We start from the raw sequence: 13432 nt of genomic DNA, 5'->3' as shown, positions 1-13432 counted from the left end.
TGGCGGCGGGTTGCCACCCGATATGACAGATGCCCGAAGGTCTTCCTATCAGCAATCGCACTCGCGGCTACCATCTTGTTTTGGGTGTAAATCAATGAGTCTGGAGCCTAGTTAGCAAATGCAGCTTGTGCAGAGATCTTGCTGAAAAACTCATTGGCCTGAGCCCTTTGCCGTGGGCTATAGCTCTGATTTCTTTTGGATGTGGAAGGGCTGCGCGGCCCCACTGGGGCCACGGTCCCCTTCAACTGTGCGGGCCATATTCCTTCGGCACATCGCGCCAGCGCAAACCATTGCGATTAATGAAGATAATCCCGGTCAACACCCGCCGGTCACCGGCGCGGGGTTTGCCCTGAGACTTCGGCAAGAAGGGCTCAAAACGCGCCTAACGAAGTCCTGAGCTATTGACGGCGCGCTCCAGCTCGACGTGGAAAGTGGTTCCTGGGCCGTCATTCTTTTTGTAACTGATGCTGCCGTCATGCGCACTCATGATTTGCCTGGAAATGTTCATGCCCAGGCCGGTGCCTCCGATTTTCCGAGTATCTGATGAATCCACCTGTGTGAAACGGTCAAACACCTTTTCGTGGTCCTGTTCGGACAAGCCTATTCCCTCGTCTCGGAACAATACTTTGACCCTGGTGTCTTCAATCTCCACCGAGATCAGAACTTCGCTTTTGGCAGGCGAAAACTTAATGGCATTTGATAATATATTCTCGAAAACTTGTTGAAGCCTGTGTTTGTCGCCGCGCACAACTATCGCTTGATCCGGCAGGGTCGACCTAATGGACACAGCACGCTCGACAGCAAAGGATCTTGTGTCTTCAACTGCGTCGGAAACAACCTGACGTATGTCGAGCAACTCGTGCGCGTACTTCATGAGACCGGACTCAACGCTTTGAAGATCCAAAATTTCGTCTACAAGCTTTAGAAGCTTGATGCAGTTGCGGTTGGCGACATCCAGAACATCGGCTACTTTTTCCGGCAACTCACCCAGCTTGCCTGACCGGGCGAGGCCAACTGCCCCCCGGATTGATGTCAGCGGTGTCCTGAGTTCATGGCTCATTGTTGAAATGAATTCAGATTTCGCTTTGTAGGCCATTTTTGATTTTTCATGTTCTTCCTGAAGCAGGTCGAACTGTGCAGCGCGCTGTCGGTAAATCCTGAGGTAACCCAACGAACTGTCGACGATAAATGTAAGAACAAAGATGCTTGTGAATAGATGTGCCCAGAGCTCCGATTGAATGGGGGCATCTGTAATCACGATATCCCTGATCGGTATGAACAGAAAGGCAGCTCCGAAGCATAATAGGCGGGTTACCAGAACGTGCAGGATATAGTGGCTGTGCATCGCTGCAAAAAGGGCTGCTGCAAAAAGAAAGAATGAAGCCATGAAATGGCTTGTCGGTCCTTGAATAAATGCAATTCCGACAGAGTATGCGATGATCAATGATGTGCTGAGAAGTGTGCTCAGATAAAGCCAGGGCAAAAGACGTCTGGCTGCCCGACGATCTGTGTTTTCTTGCGACGTCACCTTGTTGAAAAGCCAATAGTCATAGAGTTCCGATGCGATTACCAGCACCAGCAGGATTCCCGCAAATTTCTCATCATAGTAGTATGCCGCAAGTGCGAGAGCGGCTGCGAAAATGAGCAACCGCTGCCCTGTCAGATCTATGCCAACCTGACAATAGTCGATCATTTGCCGCATCAAAGGCGACACTTCAGATTTGACCACGCCACCCGTTTCAGACTCAGGCGGACTGCTCAAGTCAAAACCCCCCTAATTTCTCAAAGCATGCACTTTTTAGGCACTACGCACCATTAGAACACTCTTTATGGTAGAGAATCGCCATTTGAAAGCAACAAAAACATATCTACGTGACACCACGACAATTTAGGAAGCGAGAACATTCTAAGCGTTTGGAAAGCAGTTGAAATTCAAACCCCGTTCTCAAGCAAGGACTTCAATTGTTCTGGAAGTTCGAAGGGGTCGAACGGTTTCGTTATATACGCCAAAGCCCTTTCTCCGCAGGGTGTGCTCTGAATGCTGGATTCAGCTTTTGCTGTCATAAACACGACAGGTGTATCTCGGAATTCCGGGCGCTTTCGCAGCTCGCAAAGAAGCTCGGGCCCATCCATGTCCGGCATCATCACATCCAAAAGGAAAAGATCGGGTTGCAGGCTCATCAGATTATTCAATGCATCTTTTGCAGAGCTAAACTGGATGACTTCAAAGTCGCCGACGAGCTCCAACGACATACGGGTGATAGTCAGAATGTCTTCATCGTCGTCTACATGTACCACTTTTTTCATGAGACTCATTGCAAATACCTTTTATTCAAACAGGTTGGGTGCCAATTTCAACAACATCGGACTTCTCAGCAACGGTATTTTCTGCCTCACGGGAAGAAGGAATATCCTTCTCGAACCTGACTTGAAACGTACTGCCTACACCGTAAGTGCTGGACACCGTAATCTGACCACCATGCAACTGGACCAAGTCTTTTGTAATCGTAAGGCCAAGCCCTGTTCCTGTCTGGGCTTTCTGATTTGCGTTTACTTGGATGAAACGATCAAATATCAGGTTTAACTGATCGTCCGGTATACCACGTCCACTGTCTTTGACTGAGACCACAACCGAGGTACCATCCTGTACGACGGAAACGGCGACATATCCTTTGTCTGTGAACTTTATGCTGTTGCTGAGCAAGTTGACGAAAATCTGCCTCAGGCGCAACGGGTCTCCCTCAATCGAAACCGGCTCAACCCGAACCTCCAGCCGAAGCCCTTTCTTTTCGGCTGTAGGACCCAGCTCTTCGCTCAATTCGGTCAAGAGTGTGCCGAGTTGTACGGTTTCCAAGTTTAGTTCAACGTTGCCTGAGCTCAACTTGGCCCAATCCAGAACAGAATTTATTAAGCCAAGCAGGTGCTTTCCGGAAGCTTCGGACTTTGTAGCCTGACTGACGATTACACCCGTGAAATCATCCAACAATCGCGACAGCTTCGCATCGGTACCAATCGCATTTTTCAAGGCTTGGTACTGTGGATACAAATCGACTTTTCGAAAAAATGAAATGTATCCCAAAATGACAGTCAAAGGCGCGCGCAGCTCGTGGTTCATGTTGTTGATGAAATCGGTCTTGGTACCAATCGCTTCTTCTGCTGCTTGCAGCGCTTTTTTCAGTTCAGTGATGTCTGCGCGAATCCCGACGGTGCTCCCGTCTCTCATTCGAGATTCTGAAACTTTTAGCCAGCTTCCGTTGGCAAGTTCGATTTCAGTTTGGGCATTGGGATTGGCATGAAGCTCAAGTCGTTCTGTTATCCATTCCTCTTCGCGCCCTTTTGCTTCTGGGTACTGGCCCTGCCTGACCTCGTCGCGAAGGATTGTTTCGAAAGTTGTCCCGGGTTCGATAAGGTGGCTGGAAACGTTGAAGAAATCACGGTATTTCTGATTGCACAAAAGCAATCTGTCCTGTCTGTCGAAAATGACGAACCCGTCATTAATCGAGTTGATTGCATCGACAAGTCGCCGTCTGGCGTCCGACCGTTCCACGATCAGCCGTCGCGCATAGTTAACTCCAAACAAAGCAATCATAACCAGAACAGCTGTTGTGAGCATCAACACCGGACGATGCGCCGTATCTGGCATCCAACCGCCCGCGGGTGCTTTGGCCAACTCCAACCTGACATCCCCCAGCTCAACTTCGGCCAGTACCGGGGCAGCCGACCATACGGTTTCGGTACCAAAAACGATCTGAGTGCCCAATTCCGCAATCTCGGTTCGCGCCGACGACGCGTAATCACCTGGCTCAGCTTCCATTCCGGCTTCAGCCAGAAGCCGGTTGAAATCGAGGGCGACATTCCCGACCACGTTGTTTGGCCCGGGTTGGGCATTTCGCAATAAAAGTCCCAGCCCACCCTGAAGCAGAGTAATCGGACCGACGATCACCGTTTCCTGGCTGTCCAACGCGCGCTGCACCGTGGCCAGTTGCTGGGGATTGTCGCGGTAATCGTATCCAAGAAGGGCCCGGTTCGGTTCGACCGGGTGCACATCCGTAATAACAAAATCCTGCGATCGCGCTATGTTGACGATGCTTGGATTGTTATCGCGCAGTAACTGGGCCAAAGTCTGAAATTTTACTCCAGTCTCGGTCAACTGCGCCACAGCAAGACTACGCGACATGTGGCTGTAGCTTTCGATAAGCCGCTCCAAGCGAAACGTGGTCAGATTGAGAGACCGTTGAACAGCGGACCGCTTTGCCTCAAGTTTCTGCGCGGTAATCGCCTTGTCCATGAGAATAATGCTCAAACAGCCAAGAAGGATAATCGCAGCGTAAATCAGCGACAACGTCCGCTTTTGTTTTCGCTTTAGTTTCCTCAGCGTTTCTTGTTGCGTATTCAATGCGACTTCCCAACGTATAGCAGTGCACTTAGTTTTTCCTTGAGCGATACTCTGCAAAGTGCGTTCAAAACATGTTTCGAAGAAGCGTTGCCTAGTCCTCGATATTTGCCAAGCGCGCCATCAACTCTTGGGCCCTTGGCTCGATCTGTGCCCAAGCAAGTTGGTTTTTTTTGAACTCAATGTCTATTTCCTCAGCTAGATCGCCAATGGTGGCAAACCCGAGCGACCCGGCCAAACCCGCGATCTTGTGACATTCTCGCCGAACCCGAGCGAGAGCGTCAGAGTTTTCAGCATCAACTTTCAGGTCCTCTGTGGCAGCAGAGAGAGTTTCCAGCCGCTCTTGGCACGACATGACGAATTTGGCACGTAGTTGCCTGAGAACTTCGTTCATTTGTCCCGCGCCAGTAGTGGTTCCAGACCTAACTGTCATCGTATGTCACCATGCTCATCTGCGCCTTCAACATACGTTTGAACTTTCGGCAACAACCCCGCCCAGTACGGCCGTGGATTCCTTTGTTTTTTGCATAGCTATGTCGAGTAGCTCTGTCGCCGACGACAGGTTGACAATTCCCCTGGAACAGGGCGTTCCAACTCTCATAAGAACCGGCATCTGATCCAGGTTGGCGTACCATTCGTTCATGTCTTGCAGCTTCACTTCGATCTGAGAGGTGACCTCCTCGACCGAAACTTCTGGAATACGGCTGACCAATGCCAAAAAGAAACCTGAACCAACGTAGGACACAATCGCATCATTGAATGCCAAAGCTTCGGCGATCACCTCGGCAACGTCAGACATTGTGTCTTGAAAATCCGAGCTGTCGAGAGTTTGGTAAAGCTGCCTCGCGTTGATGACCTGAAACGCAATTGCGACAAGACTAAACAGCTTCATAGTTCCAAGCTTCAGAACGTAGTTCTGCATGGCCAGGTAATCCATGCTGGAATGTTCTATCTGGAGCCGAAACGACTCTTCAAAAGATAACTTATTTGTTGACCTACTCCGTGTCAGTGCGGCCCGGCGAGCGGCGTGCTCGCGGGCCATACCCGAAGCCATTGTCATGCGCCCTTGCAGTTCACGCCGATCGATTGGCTTAGTAAGGTAATCGGTGGCACCAGCGGCAAACGCCCTGTCCACACTTTCGACTTCGGACCGCGCTGTAACCATTACGATCGGAAGATCAGTTGTACTGGGCTCAACTCTCAGAAGGCGGCATAGCTCAATGCCATCCATGCCGGGCATATCAATATCCAGAAGTATACAGTCGAATGGGTCGGAAATTTCTCTCACCAGCGAAATCGCGGCAGCTCCGGAGTTCACTGCGCGAACGTCTTCAAACCCGCATGCAGCAAGTTCAGCCGAAATCAATTCGCAAAACAATGGTTCGTCATCAATAACCAAAATCTTCATATTGCTCACATGCTATGCGGAGATTAAGAAAAAACCTTCCCGCATAGATAGAAAAACTATACGATCGCCTGGTCAAGCGGATTGTAGACGAAAGTTTGAAAATTCCATTTGAAGACACCCAAAAAGTTAAGGGACGTATCTCTATGAAGAAGGGCGATATCCAGCATGACAGATGACCCAGCCCTCTGAATTCAGGCCATCGAGGTGTTAGTAATCCGTCCAAACAATGGATGGACTATGAAACGCAGATTTTCTGACGAACTGATCATTGGAATGATCAAGGAATACGAGGCAGGCGTGAACGCTCAGGAGCTGTGCCGCAGATACGGGATCAGCGATGCCACGTTTTACAAATACAAAGCAAAGTTCGGTGGCATGAATGTGTCGGATGCGAAGAAGTTGCGTGCGCTGAAAGACGAGAACAATCGTCTGAAACGGATGCTGGCGGATGCCATGCTGGACAACACGGCGCTCAAGGTTCTCGCGACATAAAACTACCGACGCCTGATGTGAAGCGACGTGCCGTGTCGGATGTGATGGATCGGCATGGCCTGTCTGAGCGCCGGGCGTGTGAGCTGGCTGATCTTCACAGGTCAGTTTTCCAGTACAAGAAGCGGGACCAAGGCGATGATGCCCTGCGCAAGCGGCTGTGCGAACTGGCGAATGAACGACGTCGGTTTGGGCATCGCCGTTTGGGCATCTTGCTGGCGAGGGAAGGCTTTGAAGTGGACCACAAGAAACTGTTCCGGCTCTATCGGGAAGAAGGGTTGTCTTTTTGTCCTTCAAGGGAAATTGCGACAGAACCGGGCGAGCGTGGAGACAACCGATTGTCGCCGTGTCGAAAGTTCCCCATTGCGTGGTGTCTAACGGTAAATCTCGTCAAAGAAACGAGCTAGAGAATCCCAGTCTGCTAGAGGTAGGACATTGGCGACATATTGGTCGGGACGCACGATTATAGTGCACCCATCAACGCGATTGATCGCACGCATTTCGTAGATGTCACCCTGCCCTTTGTGATCGACACAAAAAACCTTCTCGTGATCCTGCAACCCAAGTTTGCCTTTTGCAGGCTTAAGCTGCGATGGCATATCCTCGTAGGTAAGTTGGTCAAAGGTTTCCTGAAATACCACGCGCAGGTCGATCAGGGCATCGACGTCTTCTTCCGGACGGGTGTACTTCGTGACAGGCGATTCCTCGTTCTGCTCCATCCATTCGGCAAGTTGGTAGATGGGCTCGTGATCGCGGCCAGCGAACGCATAGATCCGCCACCGGCCGTCCGCCAAGGCAACGTGACCCAGTTGCATTTGTTTGGCATCCGACATCCGCACCACTGGAGCAGAATGGAACCTTTTTCCAATCACCTGACCCGCGGCAAGAGCTTGGTGGGTCGGTGCTCCTATAAGCTTGGATTGGTCATATTTCACAGCCAGACCACCCGTGAACTCAAGGTTCTCTTTGAAGGCCCGAACAAAACGAGGCTCATCACCGTTGTCGAGCTCACTTTGACCTGGTGGTGCTGACATGATGCGGGCCCATGCGTGATCGGTTTCAACCAATCGCTTTGCTTCGACCCAACGTTCGGCGGAATAGGAATGCAGCAAGCTAGGAGCACTACGCCCCTGCAACACATGCGCCAGCTTCCAGCCGAGGTTGAAAGCATCTTGCATTGACACGTTCATCCCCTGACCGGCTTTGGGGCTATGAGTGTGGCACGCGTCCCCAGCCGTAAAGACACGTGGGGTTCGTGTTTCAGCTTCGGTCTCGGGGACATCATCAAACCGGTCGGTTATGCGATGGCCAATCTCGTATATGGACCACCAGACGACTTCTTTCACATCGACTGTGTAAGGGTTCATGATCCGATTGGCCGCCGCGATCATGTCTGCCTCATCAAAACCTCGTTCGGCCACCCGCTCATCTTCTCGCAACTTTTCCAACTCGACATACATGCGGAAAAGATAACCACCTTCGCGTGGCAGGATGAGTATGTTTCCCTCACGCGCTGAAGTGATCAAACATTTCTGACGCACATCCGGAAAGTCCGTATTCGCCAGTATATCCATAACACCCCAGGCTTGATGCGCCGCGTCACCGTTCAGTTTCCCACCTATGGCACGGCGCACGTTGGATCGCGCTCCATCGCAGCCGACAACGTATTTTGCGCGCACCTTGCGGGTTTGTCCCCAATCTACACCTGTATCTTCTAGCGTGACGGTAACCGGGTAGTCATCGATGCTCGTATCGATTTGCACGTCTTTTACAGACCAGCTGTAGTCTGGTGCCAATCGGGATGGCGAATTTGCCATCACATTCAAAAACAACTGATGCAAGCGCGCTTGATTTATCAGGATATGGGGCATTTCCGACGAGTCATCCGCCACGTCCTGAACACGCCCTATGCGCTTGATGTTTTCTGGCTTCTCAGGATCAGGCATCCAGAAGCTGGTTTGATTGACCCAGTAACTTTCTCGCTTGATTGTCTCGGCAATTCCAAAGGCCTTAAACATTTCCATGGTGCGGATATTGATGCCGTCGGCTTTACCTTTGTTGATATTACACGGATCACGTTCCACAATCATGGTTTCGATTTCGGGAAACTGCGACAACTGCGCCGCCAGGCACAATCCTGCAGGTCCGGCTCCAGCGACAAGAACATCAACTTTTTCGGGTAGAGGAGCGTGTTCTGACCTGTCTCGCCGCCTGTGCGACGCATTTTTTATGTCTGGGTCACCACCACGAAAGCCGTCCAGATAAAATTGCATCGCCATCCCCCTTACTGTGCATGTCGAGCGAAAGTTCAAAGTAGTATGTATACTTATTAAATAATGGACGCAAGAATAATATGCATACATATCTTATTGCATCCTACGTGTATCTGCCGGAGACTGCCGAAACCAGAAGACCCAACCTTTGAGGCCTCTATGAAAGCGACTCGCATGGCCGGACACCTGATCCGGCGTTTGCACCAAAAGTCCACACAGGTTTTTGCGTCCAAACTTCAACAAGAAGGATTGGATCTAACGCCTGTCCAGTTTTCGGCAATGGACGCCATTCGCTCAGTGCCCGGATTGGATCAGGCCCAGATCGCGACTCTCATTGCATATGATCGCGCCACCATCGGCGGCGTAATCGATCGGCTTGAGAAGAAAGGATTGGTGGTACGCACAGTAAGCACCAAAGATCGACGTGCACGCGAAGTGCGACTGACAGAAGCAGGTAACGAGCTTTTTCAAAAGGCTCTTCCAGTCGTAAGCAGTCTTCAAAATGACATTTTGGACGGGCTGGATGACGTAAGCCGTGGTGTATTTTTAAAGTTGATTGAAACCGCCCTGCGGGAAGATAAGGCCTAAATCGCCAAATTGAAGCTGATGCTGCACTTAGTGAGCCAATTTCATATCCCGATCACCCCACAGAAGGCAACGTTATAGTTTCCAAAATTGGAAACTATAACCTATAAATCATCAATTTACCTTTTGGGTTTGTGCAGGCAAACTCCATTCTGGAGGAGTTCTTGTTGCGGGCATAGCTTGCTGTCTGCGCGGGATTGGGTGGAGATCTAAGCAGTTTTAGTACCGGCTTACCCGGCGCCTAATAGTCATACAAAAAGCAATGCAAATTCATTGAAACGCACAAGCATCAGACTCACTACATCCCAACCTATGCCACCGGCAAGAACCGAAAGAACGAAAAATCTAGACGCATATTATTATGCGATATAACCATTATAGAGGCCAATTGCTGTCGATGACACAACGGCTTTGAGGTCATCAAGGGAGGAGACCATGAAGAACACTCGCAGAACCATTCTCAAGACTGCGGTAGCAGCAATTGCCTTTAGCGCCGTGACCACGAGTGCATTCGCGGCTGACGTTACTTTGCGCATGCATCAATTCCTGCCGGCACAGGCAAATGTTCCCAAAAACATTCTCGATGTCTGGGCGGATAAGATCGAAGCCGAATCCGACGGGCGCATCGAAATCCAGCGCTTCCCGGCCATGCAGCTCGGCGGAAAACCCCCTGAACTGATTGATCAGGCCATCGACGGAGTGGCGGACATCGTGTGGACTGTTGCGGGATACACGCCGGGTCGATTCCCGCGCACCGAAGTATTTGAACTGCCCTTTACCATGACAAATGCCGAAGCCATGTCCCGTGCGTATTGGGAATTGGCGGAAGAGACGATGATGGATGAAGACTTCAAGCAATTGAAGGTTCTTGGTCTCTGGGTGCATGGACCAGGTTTGATCCACTCAAAGAAGCCAATTGAAAGCGTAGGAGACTTGAACGGCGTCAAACTTCGCGCACCGACGCGCGTGACCAATGGTATGTTTGGCTCGTTGGGGGCGACGCCGGTCGGCATGCCCGTCCCCGCGGTTCCTGAAGCACTGTCCAAAGGGGTAATCGACGCCACGGTCATCCCTTGGGAGGTCACCGGTGCCCTAAAAGTGAATGAGCTGGTCGACAACCACACCACATTTGGTGATGACTCGCTTTACACCACGACCTTTATCTTCGCGATGAACAAGGACCGCTGGGATGCTCTGCCTGACGACCTGAAAGCAATCATTGATGCAAACTCAGGCCTTGAGTTCTCGGCATTTGCTGGCAAACAGATGCAAATGGACGACGAAGGCCCAAGACAGCAGGCCGTGGATCGCGGAAACAACATAATAACGTTGTCGCCAGAACAGGTTGCCGAGTGGAAAGCTGCCGCGCAGCCCACCACTGATGCCTGGATTGCCGAAATGGACGAAAAGGGAATGGACGGTACTGGCCTCCGTTCCCGAGCGCTTGAACTGATCGAGCAACACTCGAACTAAGCGACTTCCTCCCCAGAGCGATCTAAAGCTCTGGGGACCCTTACCCGGAGATCATCATGCAGAGATTGATGGAACGCTTGGCGCGCTTCATGGCCATCACAGGTGGACTGGTCCTAACCCTGTTGGTCGTGTTGACATGCGTCAGCGTCATCGGACGCGGGCTGAATACGCTTGGTCATTCAGAGTTTTTGAAATCCATCTCTGACTCTGCTGCCAGTGCATTAATTGCGACAGGCGTTGGTCCACTAAACGGCGACTTTGAGCTAGTGGAAGCCGGTGTCGCCTTTTCGATCTTTGCTTTCTTGCCGATATGCCAGCTCTACAGCAGTCACGCGACGGTCGATGTATTCACAAACGCACTTCCGACCAAAGCAAACAAGGCCCTCATTACATTTTGGGAATTGGTCCTCACAGCCGTGATCGTTCTTATTACTTGGCGTTTGTACGTCGGAATGGAAAGCAAGATGGCCTACGGTGAAACCACCTTCCTTTTGCAATTCCCGGTGTGGTGGGCGTATGGGCTGAGCTTCCTCGCTGCTGTCGTCGCGTCAATGGTTGCCATCTACTGCGCAATCGCGCGAGTCGTTGAATTGGTCACCGGGCGCCACATACTTCCTTATGCCGGGGAGGCAGTCCATTGAGCATGCTTGAATTGGGCTACCTGTCCTTTCCAATCCTTCTGACTATGATTTTTCTGCGCGCGCCGATTGGCCTTGCGATGTTTCTATGCGGTATCGGCGGACTTTTTTTTGCCATGGGCGGAACCAATATGTTCATGGCCAAGCTTAAGACGGAAACGTATTCGACATTTTCCAGCTACTCGCTGACCATCATCCCGATGTTTTTGTTGATGGGCCAGTTTGCCACCCTTTCCGGCATGTCGTCGGCCCTGTTCAAAGCGGCCGAAAGCTGGCTTGGGCATCGCAAGGGTGGCGTTGCGATGGCGGCAGTCGGTGCATGCGCGGGATTTGGTGCAATTTGTGGATCATCGCTGGCGACGGCCGCAACCATGAGCCGGGTCGCCCTGCCAGAGCTTCGTCGGTATGGTTATTCCGGTGGTTTCTCGACTGCGACTCTGGCGGCCGGTGGTACCCTGGGGATTCTCATCCCGCCATCAGTGATCCTTGTAATCTACGCAATCCTGACAGAACAAAACATCGCAAAGCTGTTCCTTGCAGCCTTTGTACCGGGCATTCTGGCCGCGATCGGCTACATAATTACAATCTCAATTTACGTCCGGCTTTACCCTGACACTGCTGGAACGCGTGAGGCCATCCCATATGCAGAGCGCATGCGCGCGCTTTTGGATGTATGGCCTGTACTTTTGGTATTCGGCCTTGTGGTGGGAGGAATCTATCTGGGTTGGTTTACACCCACAGAAGGCGCTGCAGTAGGGGCTGCGGGCACAGGGTTGATCGCTCTAGTCTCGGGCAATCTGAACTGGAAAGTCTTTGTGGAAAGCATCATTGCTACGGCAACCAGCACCGCAATGATCTTTTTCATTGTGTTGGGCGCGGGCCTTTACAACAGCTTCCTTGCGTTGACACAGGTGCCTCAGGAGCTTTCTAACTGGGTAGTTGGCCTGGGTCTGAGCCCATGGATGGTACTAACCCTGATCCTGGCGTTCTACCTGGTCTTTGGCTGCCTGATGGACAGCCTTTCAATGATTCTGCTGACGATCCCGATCTTCTTTCCGGTCATCAGCGTTCTAGATTTTGGGATGAGTCCCGAACATGTCGCCATTTGGTTTGGGATATTGGTTCTAATTGTTGTGGAGGTCGGACTAATCACGCCTCCAGTCGGTATGAACCTCTTTATCATCAACGCAATGGATCGCAGCACCCCGATGGTAGAAACCTACAAGGCTGTAATGTGGTTCGTCACTTCTGACATTGTCCGGGTCATCATTTTGGTGCTTTTCCCCGCCATCACGCTCTTTCTAATTCCATAAACGAAACAACTCAGTAGACGGTGCGCCGTCTATCCAAAAATAGATATGAGACAGAACAATGATTGATCATACAAAAATGGAGGTTCCCTCATGCACTTAAGCGGAAAGGTTGCTCTGGTCACCGGGGGTGGTAGCGGTCTGGGAGCCGCCACCGCGCGCCGTTTTGCTGCCCAGGGCGCAAAGGTTGCCATCCTGGATTTCAACATCGAAGCGGCTCGCCAGGTCGCGCAGGAGATTGATGGTGTTGCCGTACAAACGGATGTTGCCGATGAAGCCGCAGTTGCCGCTTCGTTTGACACAGTCACCAGGACCCTAGGCTCCGCGCCTCGCATCGCGGTCAGTTGTGCCGGTGTTGGCATGGCCGCACGCATAGTTGGGCGTGAAGGGAAACTCTCATTCGATGTCTTTGAGAAAACTCTGCGCGTGAACCTGTTCGGCACCTACAACGTCATGAGCCATGCGGCCAAACACATGGTCGATTTGGAACCGCTATCCGACGGCGAACGTGGCGTGATCATCAATACCGCCTCGGTTGCATGGCAAGATGGTCAATTGGGCCAAGCAGCCTATGCAGCGTCGAAAGGCGCGATTGCCTCGATGTGTCTACCCGCAGCACGCGAGTTTGCCCAAAACGGCATTCGCGTCATGGCGATAGCACCAGGATTATTCCACACTCCGATGATGGAGGGTCTGCCCGAGGATATCGCAGCAAAAATCACTGCGAACATTCCCTTTCCCTCCCGCCTAGGTGAACCCGATGAATTCGCGTTGCTGGCCGAACAAATCGTTGAAAATCCGTTCCTGAACGGAACCACAATACGTCTGGATGGCGCGGTGCGTCTGCCGCCTCGTTAAGGATC

At 51.6% G+C, this 13432-nt stretch carries 12 protein-coding genes and 2 pseudogenes; 7 read left to right on the top strand and 7 right to left on the bottom strand.

Going from position 1 to position 13432, the window contains the following annotated elements:
* Window positions 1-90: pseudogene (locus AC2FNN_RS08310) on the top strand (IS5/IS1182 family transposase); the annotation flags it as partial.
* 160 nt (window positions 91-250) lie between these two features.
* On the opposite strand, the pseudogene AC2FNN_RS08305 reads toward AC2FNN_RS08310, so the two are convergent.
* The 6 genes and pseudogenes from AC2FNN_RS08305 to AC2FNN_RS08280 all read right to left on the bottom strand — a co-directional run.
* Window positions 251-379 (bottom strand): annotated as a pseudogene (locus AC2FNN_RS08305) (transposase); the annotation flags it as partial.
* 3 nt (window positions 380-382) lie between these two features.
* Window positions 383-1762 (bottom strand): sensor histidine kinase, encoded by a 1380-nt coding sequence (locus tag AC2FNN_RS08300; protein WP_496757842.1) that lies wholly within the window; start codon window positions 1760-1762, stop codon window positions 383-385.
* Between the two features lie 170 nt (window positions 1763-1932).
* A complete protein-coding gene (locus tag AC2FNN_RS08295) occupies window positions 1933-2307 on the bottom strand; it encodes a response regulator (protein ID WP_496757841.1) in 375 nt (124 codons plus the stop codon).
* A 25-nt stretch (window positions 2308-2332) separates the two neighbouring features.
* Window positions 2333-4396: an ATP-binding protein gene (locus AC2FNN_RS08290; protein ID WP_496757840.1), complete on the bottom strand. Its 2064-nt coding sequence runs from the start codon at window positions 4394-4396 to the stop codon at window positions 2333-2335.
* Window positions 4397-4487: 91 nt separating this feature from the next.
* The gene (locus tag AC2FNN_RS08285) at window positions 4488-4787 is read right to left on the bottom strand and encodes an Hpt domain-containing protein (protein ID WP_496757838.1); all 300 of its coding nucleotides are present in this window, start codon (window positions 4785-4787) and stop codon (window positions 4488-4490) included.
* A 66-nt stretch (window positions 4788-4853) separates the two neighbouring features.
* Window positions 4854-5801: a response regulator gene (locus tag AC2FNN_RS08280; protein WP_496757837.1), complete on the bottom strand. Its 948-nt coding sequence runs from the start codon at window positions 5799-5801 to the stop codon at window positions 4854-4856.
* Window positions 5802-6038: 237 nt separating this feature from the next.
* Here AC2FNN_RS08280 and AC2FNN_RS08275 point away from each other — a divergent pair, with 237 nt between their 5' ends.
* Window positions 6039-6293, top strand: a complete 255-nt coding sequence (locus tag AC2FNN_RS08275) for a transposase (protein WP_496757835.1) — start codon at window positions 6039-6041, stop codon at window positions 6291-6293.
* A gap of 371 nt (window positions 6294-6664) precedes the next feature.
* Here the strand turns inward: AC2FNN_RS08275 and AC2FNN_RS08270 are convergent, their stop codons facing one another.
* Window positions 6665-8563 (bottom strand): FAD-dependent monooxygenase, encoded by a 1899-nt coding sequence (locus AC2FNN_RS08270; protein WP_496757833.1) that lies wholly within the window; start codon window positions 8561-8563, stop codon window positions 6665-6667.
* Between the two features lie 159 nt (window positions 8564-8722).
* On the opposite strand from AC2FNN_RS08270, the gene AC2FNN_RS08265 reads away from it, so the two are divergent.
* From AC2FNN_RS08265 to AC2FNN_RS08245, 5 genes are all read left to right on the top strand, one after another.
* Complete coding sequence (locus tag AC2FNN_RS08265; RefSeq protein WP_496757831.1) at window positions 8723-9151, top strand: MarR family winged helix-turn-helix transcriptional regulator; 429 nt, start codon at window positions 8723-8725, stop codon at window positions 9149-9151.
* Between the two features lie 432 nt (window positions 9152-9583).
* Window positions 9584-10621, top strand: a complete 1038-nt coding sequence (locus AC2FNN_RS08260; protein ID WP_496757830.1) for a TRAP transporter substrate-binding protein — start codon at window positions 9584-9586, stop codon at window positions 10619-10621.
* 56 nt (window positions 10622-10677) lie between these two features.
* Entirely contained in the window at window positions 10678-11262 is a 585-nt protein-coding gene (locus AC2FNN_RS08255; protein WP_496757829.1) for a TRAP transporter small permease, read from the top strand.
* Window positions 11259-12572 carry a TRAP transporter large permease gene (locus AC2FNN_RS08250; protein ID WP_496757827.1) on the top strand — a complete coding sequence of 438 codons (1314 nt, stop codon included), beginning with the start codon at window positions 11259-11261 and terminating at the stop codon, window positions 12570-12572. Before AC2FNN_RS08255 ends, AC2FNN_RS08250 begins: the two co-directional genes overlap by 4 nt.
* Window positions 12573-12662: 90 nt before the next feature.
* On the top strand, window positions 12663-13427 hold the full coding sequence (locus AC2FNN_RS08245) for an SDR family NAD(P)-dependent oxidoreductase (RefSeq protein ID WP_496757826.1): 765 nt from the start codon (window positions 12663-12665) through the stop codon (window positions 13425-13427).
* Window positions 13428-13432: the final 5 nt, after the last annotated feature.

It is taken from the genome of Ruegeria sp. BHSA118, assembly GCF_059613405.1.
This window is presented reverse-complemented; position numbering and strand designations above follow the sequence as displayed.

What these genes read in the sequence shown, in the direction of transcription:
- AC2FNN_RS08280 (WP_496757837.1), bottom strand. Translation starts at nt 5,801, where the DNA reads ATGAAGATTTTGGTTATTGATGACGAACCATTGTTTTGCGAATTGATT.
- AC2FNN_RS08255 (WP_496757829.1), top strand. Translation starts at nt 10,678, where the DNA reads ATGCAGAGATTGATGGAACGCTTGGCGCGCTTCATGGCCATCACAGGT.
- AC2FNN_RS08270 (WP_496757833.1), bottom strand. Translation starts at nt 8,563, where the DNA reads ATGCAATTTTATCTGGACGGCTTTCGTGGTGGTGACCCAGACATAAAA.
- AC2FNN_RS08295 (WP_496757841.1), bottom strand. Translation starts at nt 2,307, where the DNA reads ATGAAAAAAGTGGTACATGTAGACGACGATGAAGACATTCTGACTATC.
- AC2FNN_RS08275 (WP_496757835.1), top strand. Translation starts at nt 6,039, where the DNA reads ATGAAACGCAGATTTTCTGACGAACTGATCATTGGAATGATCAAGGAA.
- AC2FNN_RS08285 (WP_496757838.1), bottom strand. Translation starts at nt 4,787, where the DNA reads ATGAACGAAGTTCTCAGGCAACTACGTGCCAAATTCGTCATGTCGTGC.
- AC2FNN_RS08265 (WP_496757831.1), top strand. Translation starts at nt 8,723, where the DNA reads ATGAAAGCGACTCGCATGGCCGGACACCTGATCCGGCGTTTGCACCAA.
- AC2FNN_RS08260 (WP_496757830.1), top strand. Translation starts at nt 9,584, where the DNA reads ATGAAGAACACTCGCAGAACCATTCTCAAGACTGCGGTAGCAGCAATT.
- AC2FNN_RS08245 (WP_496757826.1), top strand. Translation starts at nt 12,663, where the DNA reads ATGCACTTAAGCGGAAAGGTTGCTCTGGTCACCGGGGGTGGTAGCGGT.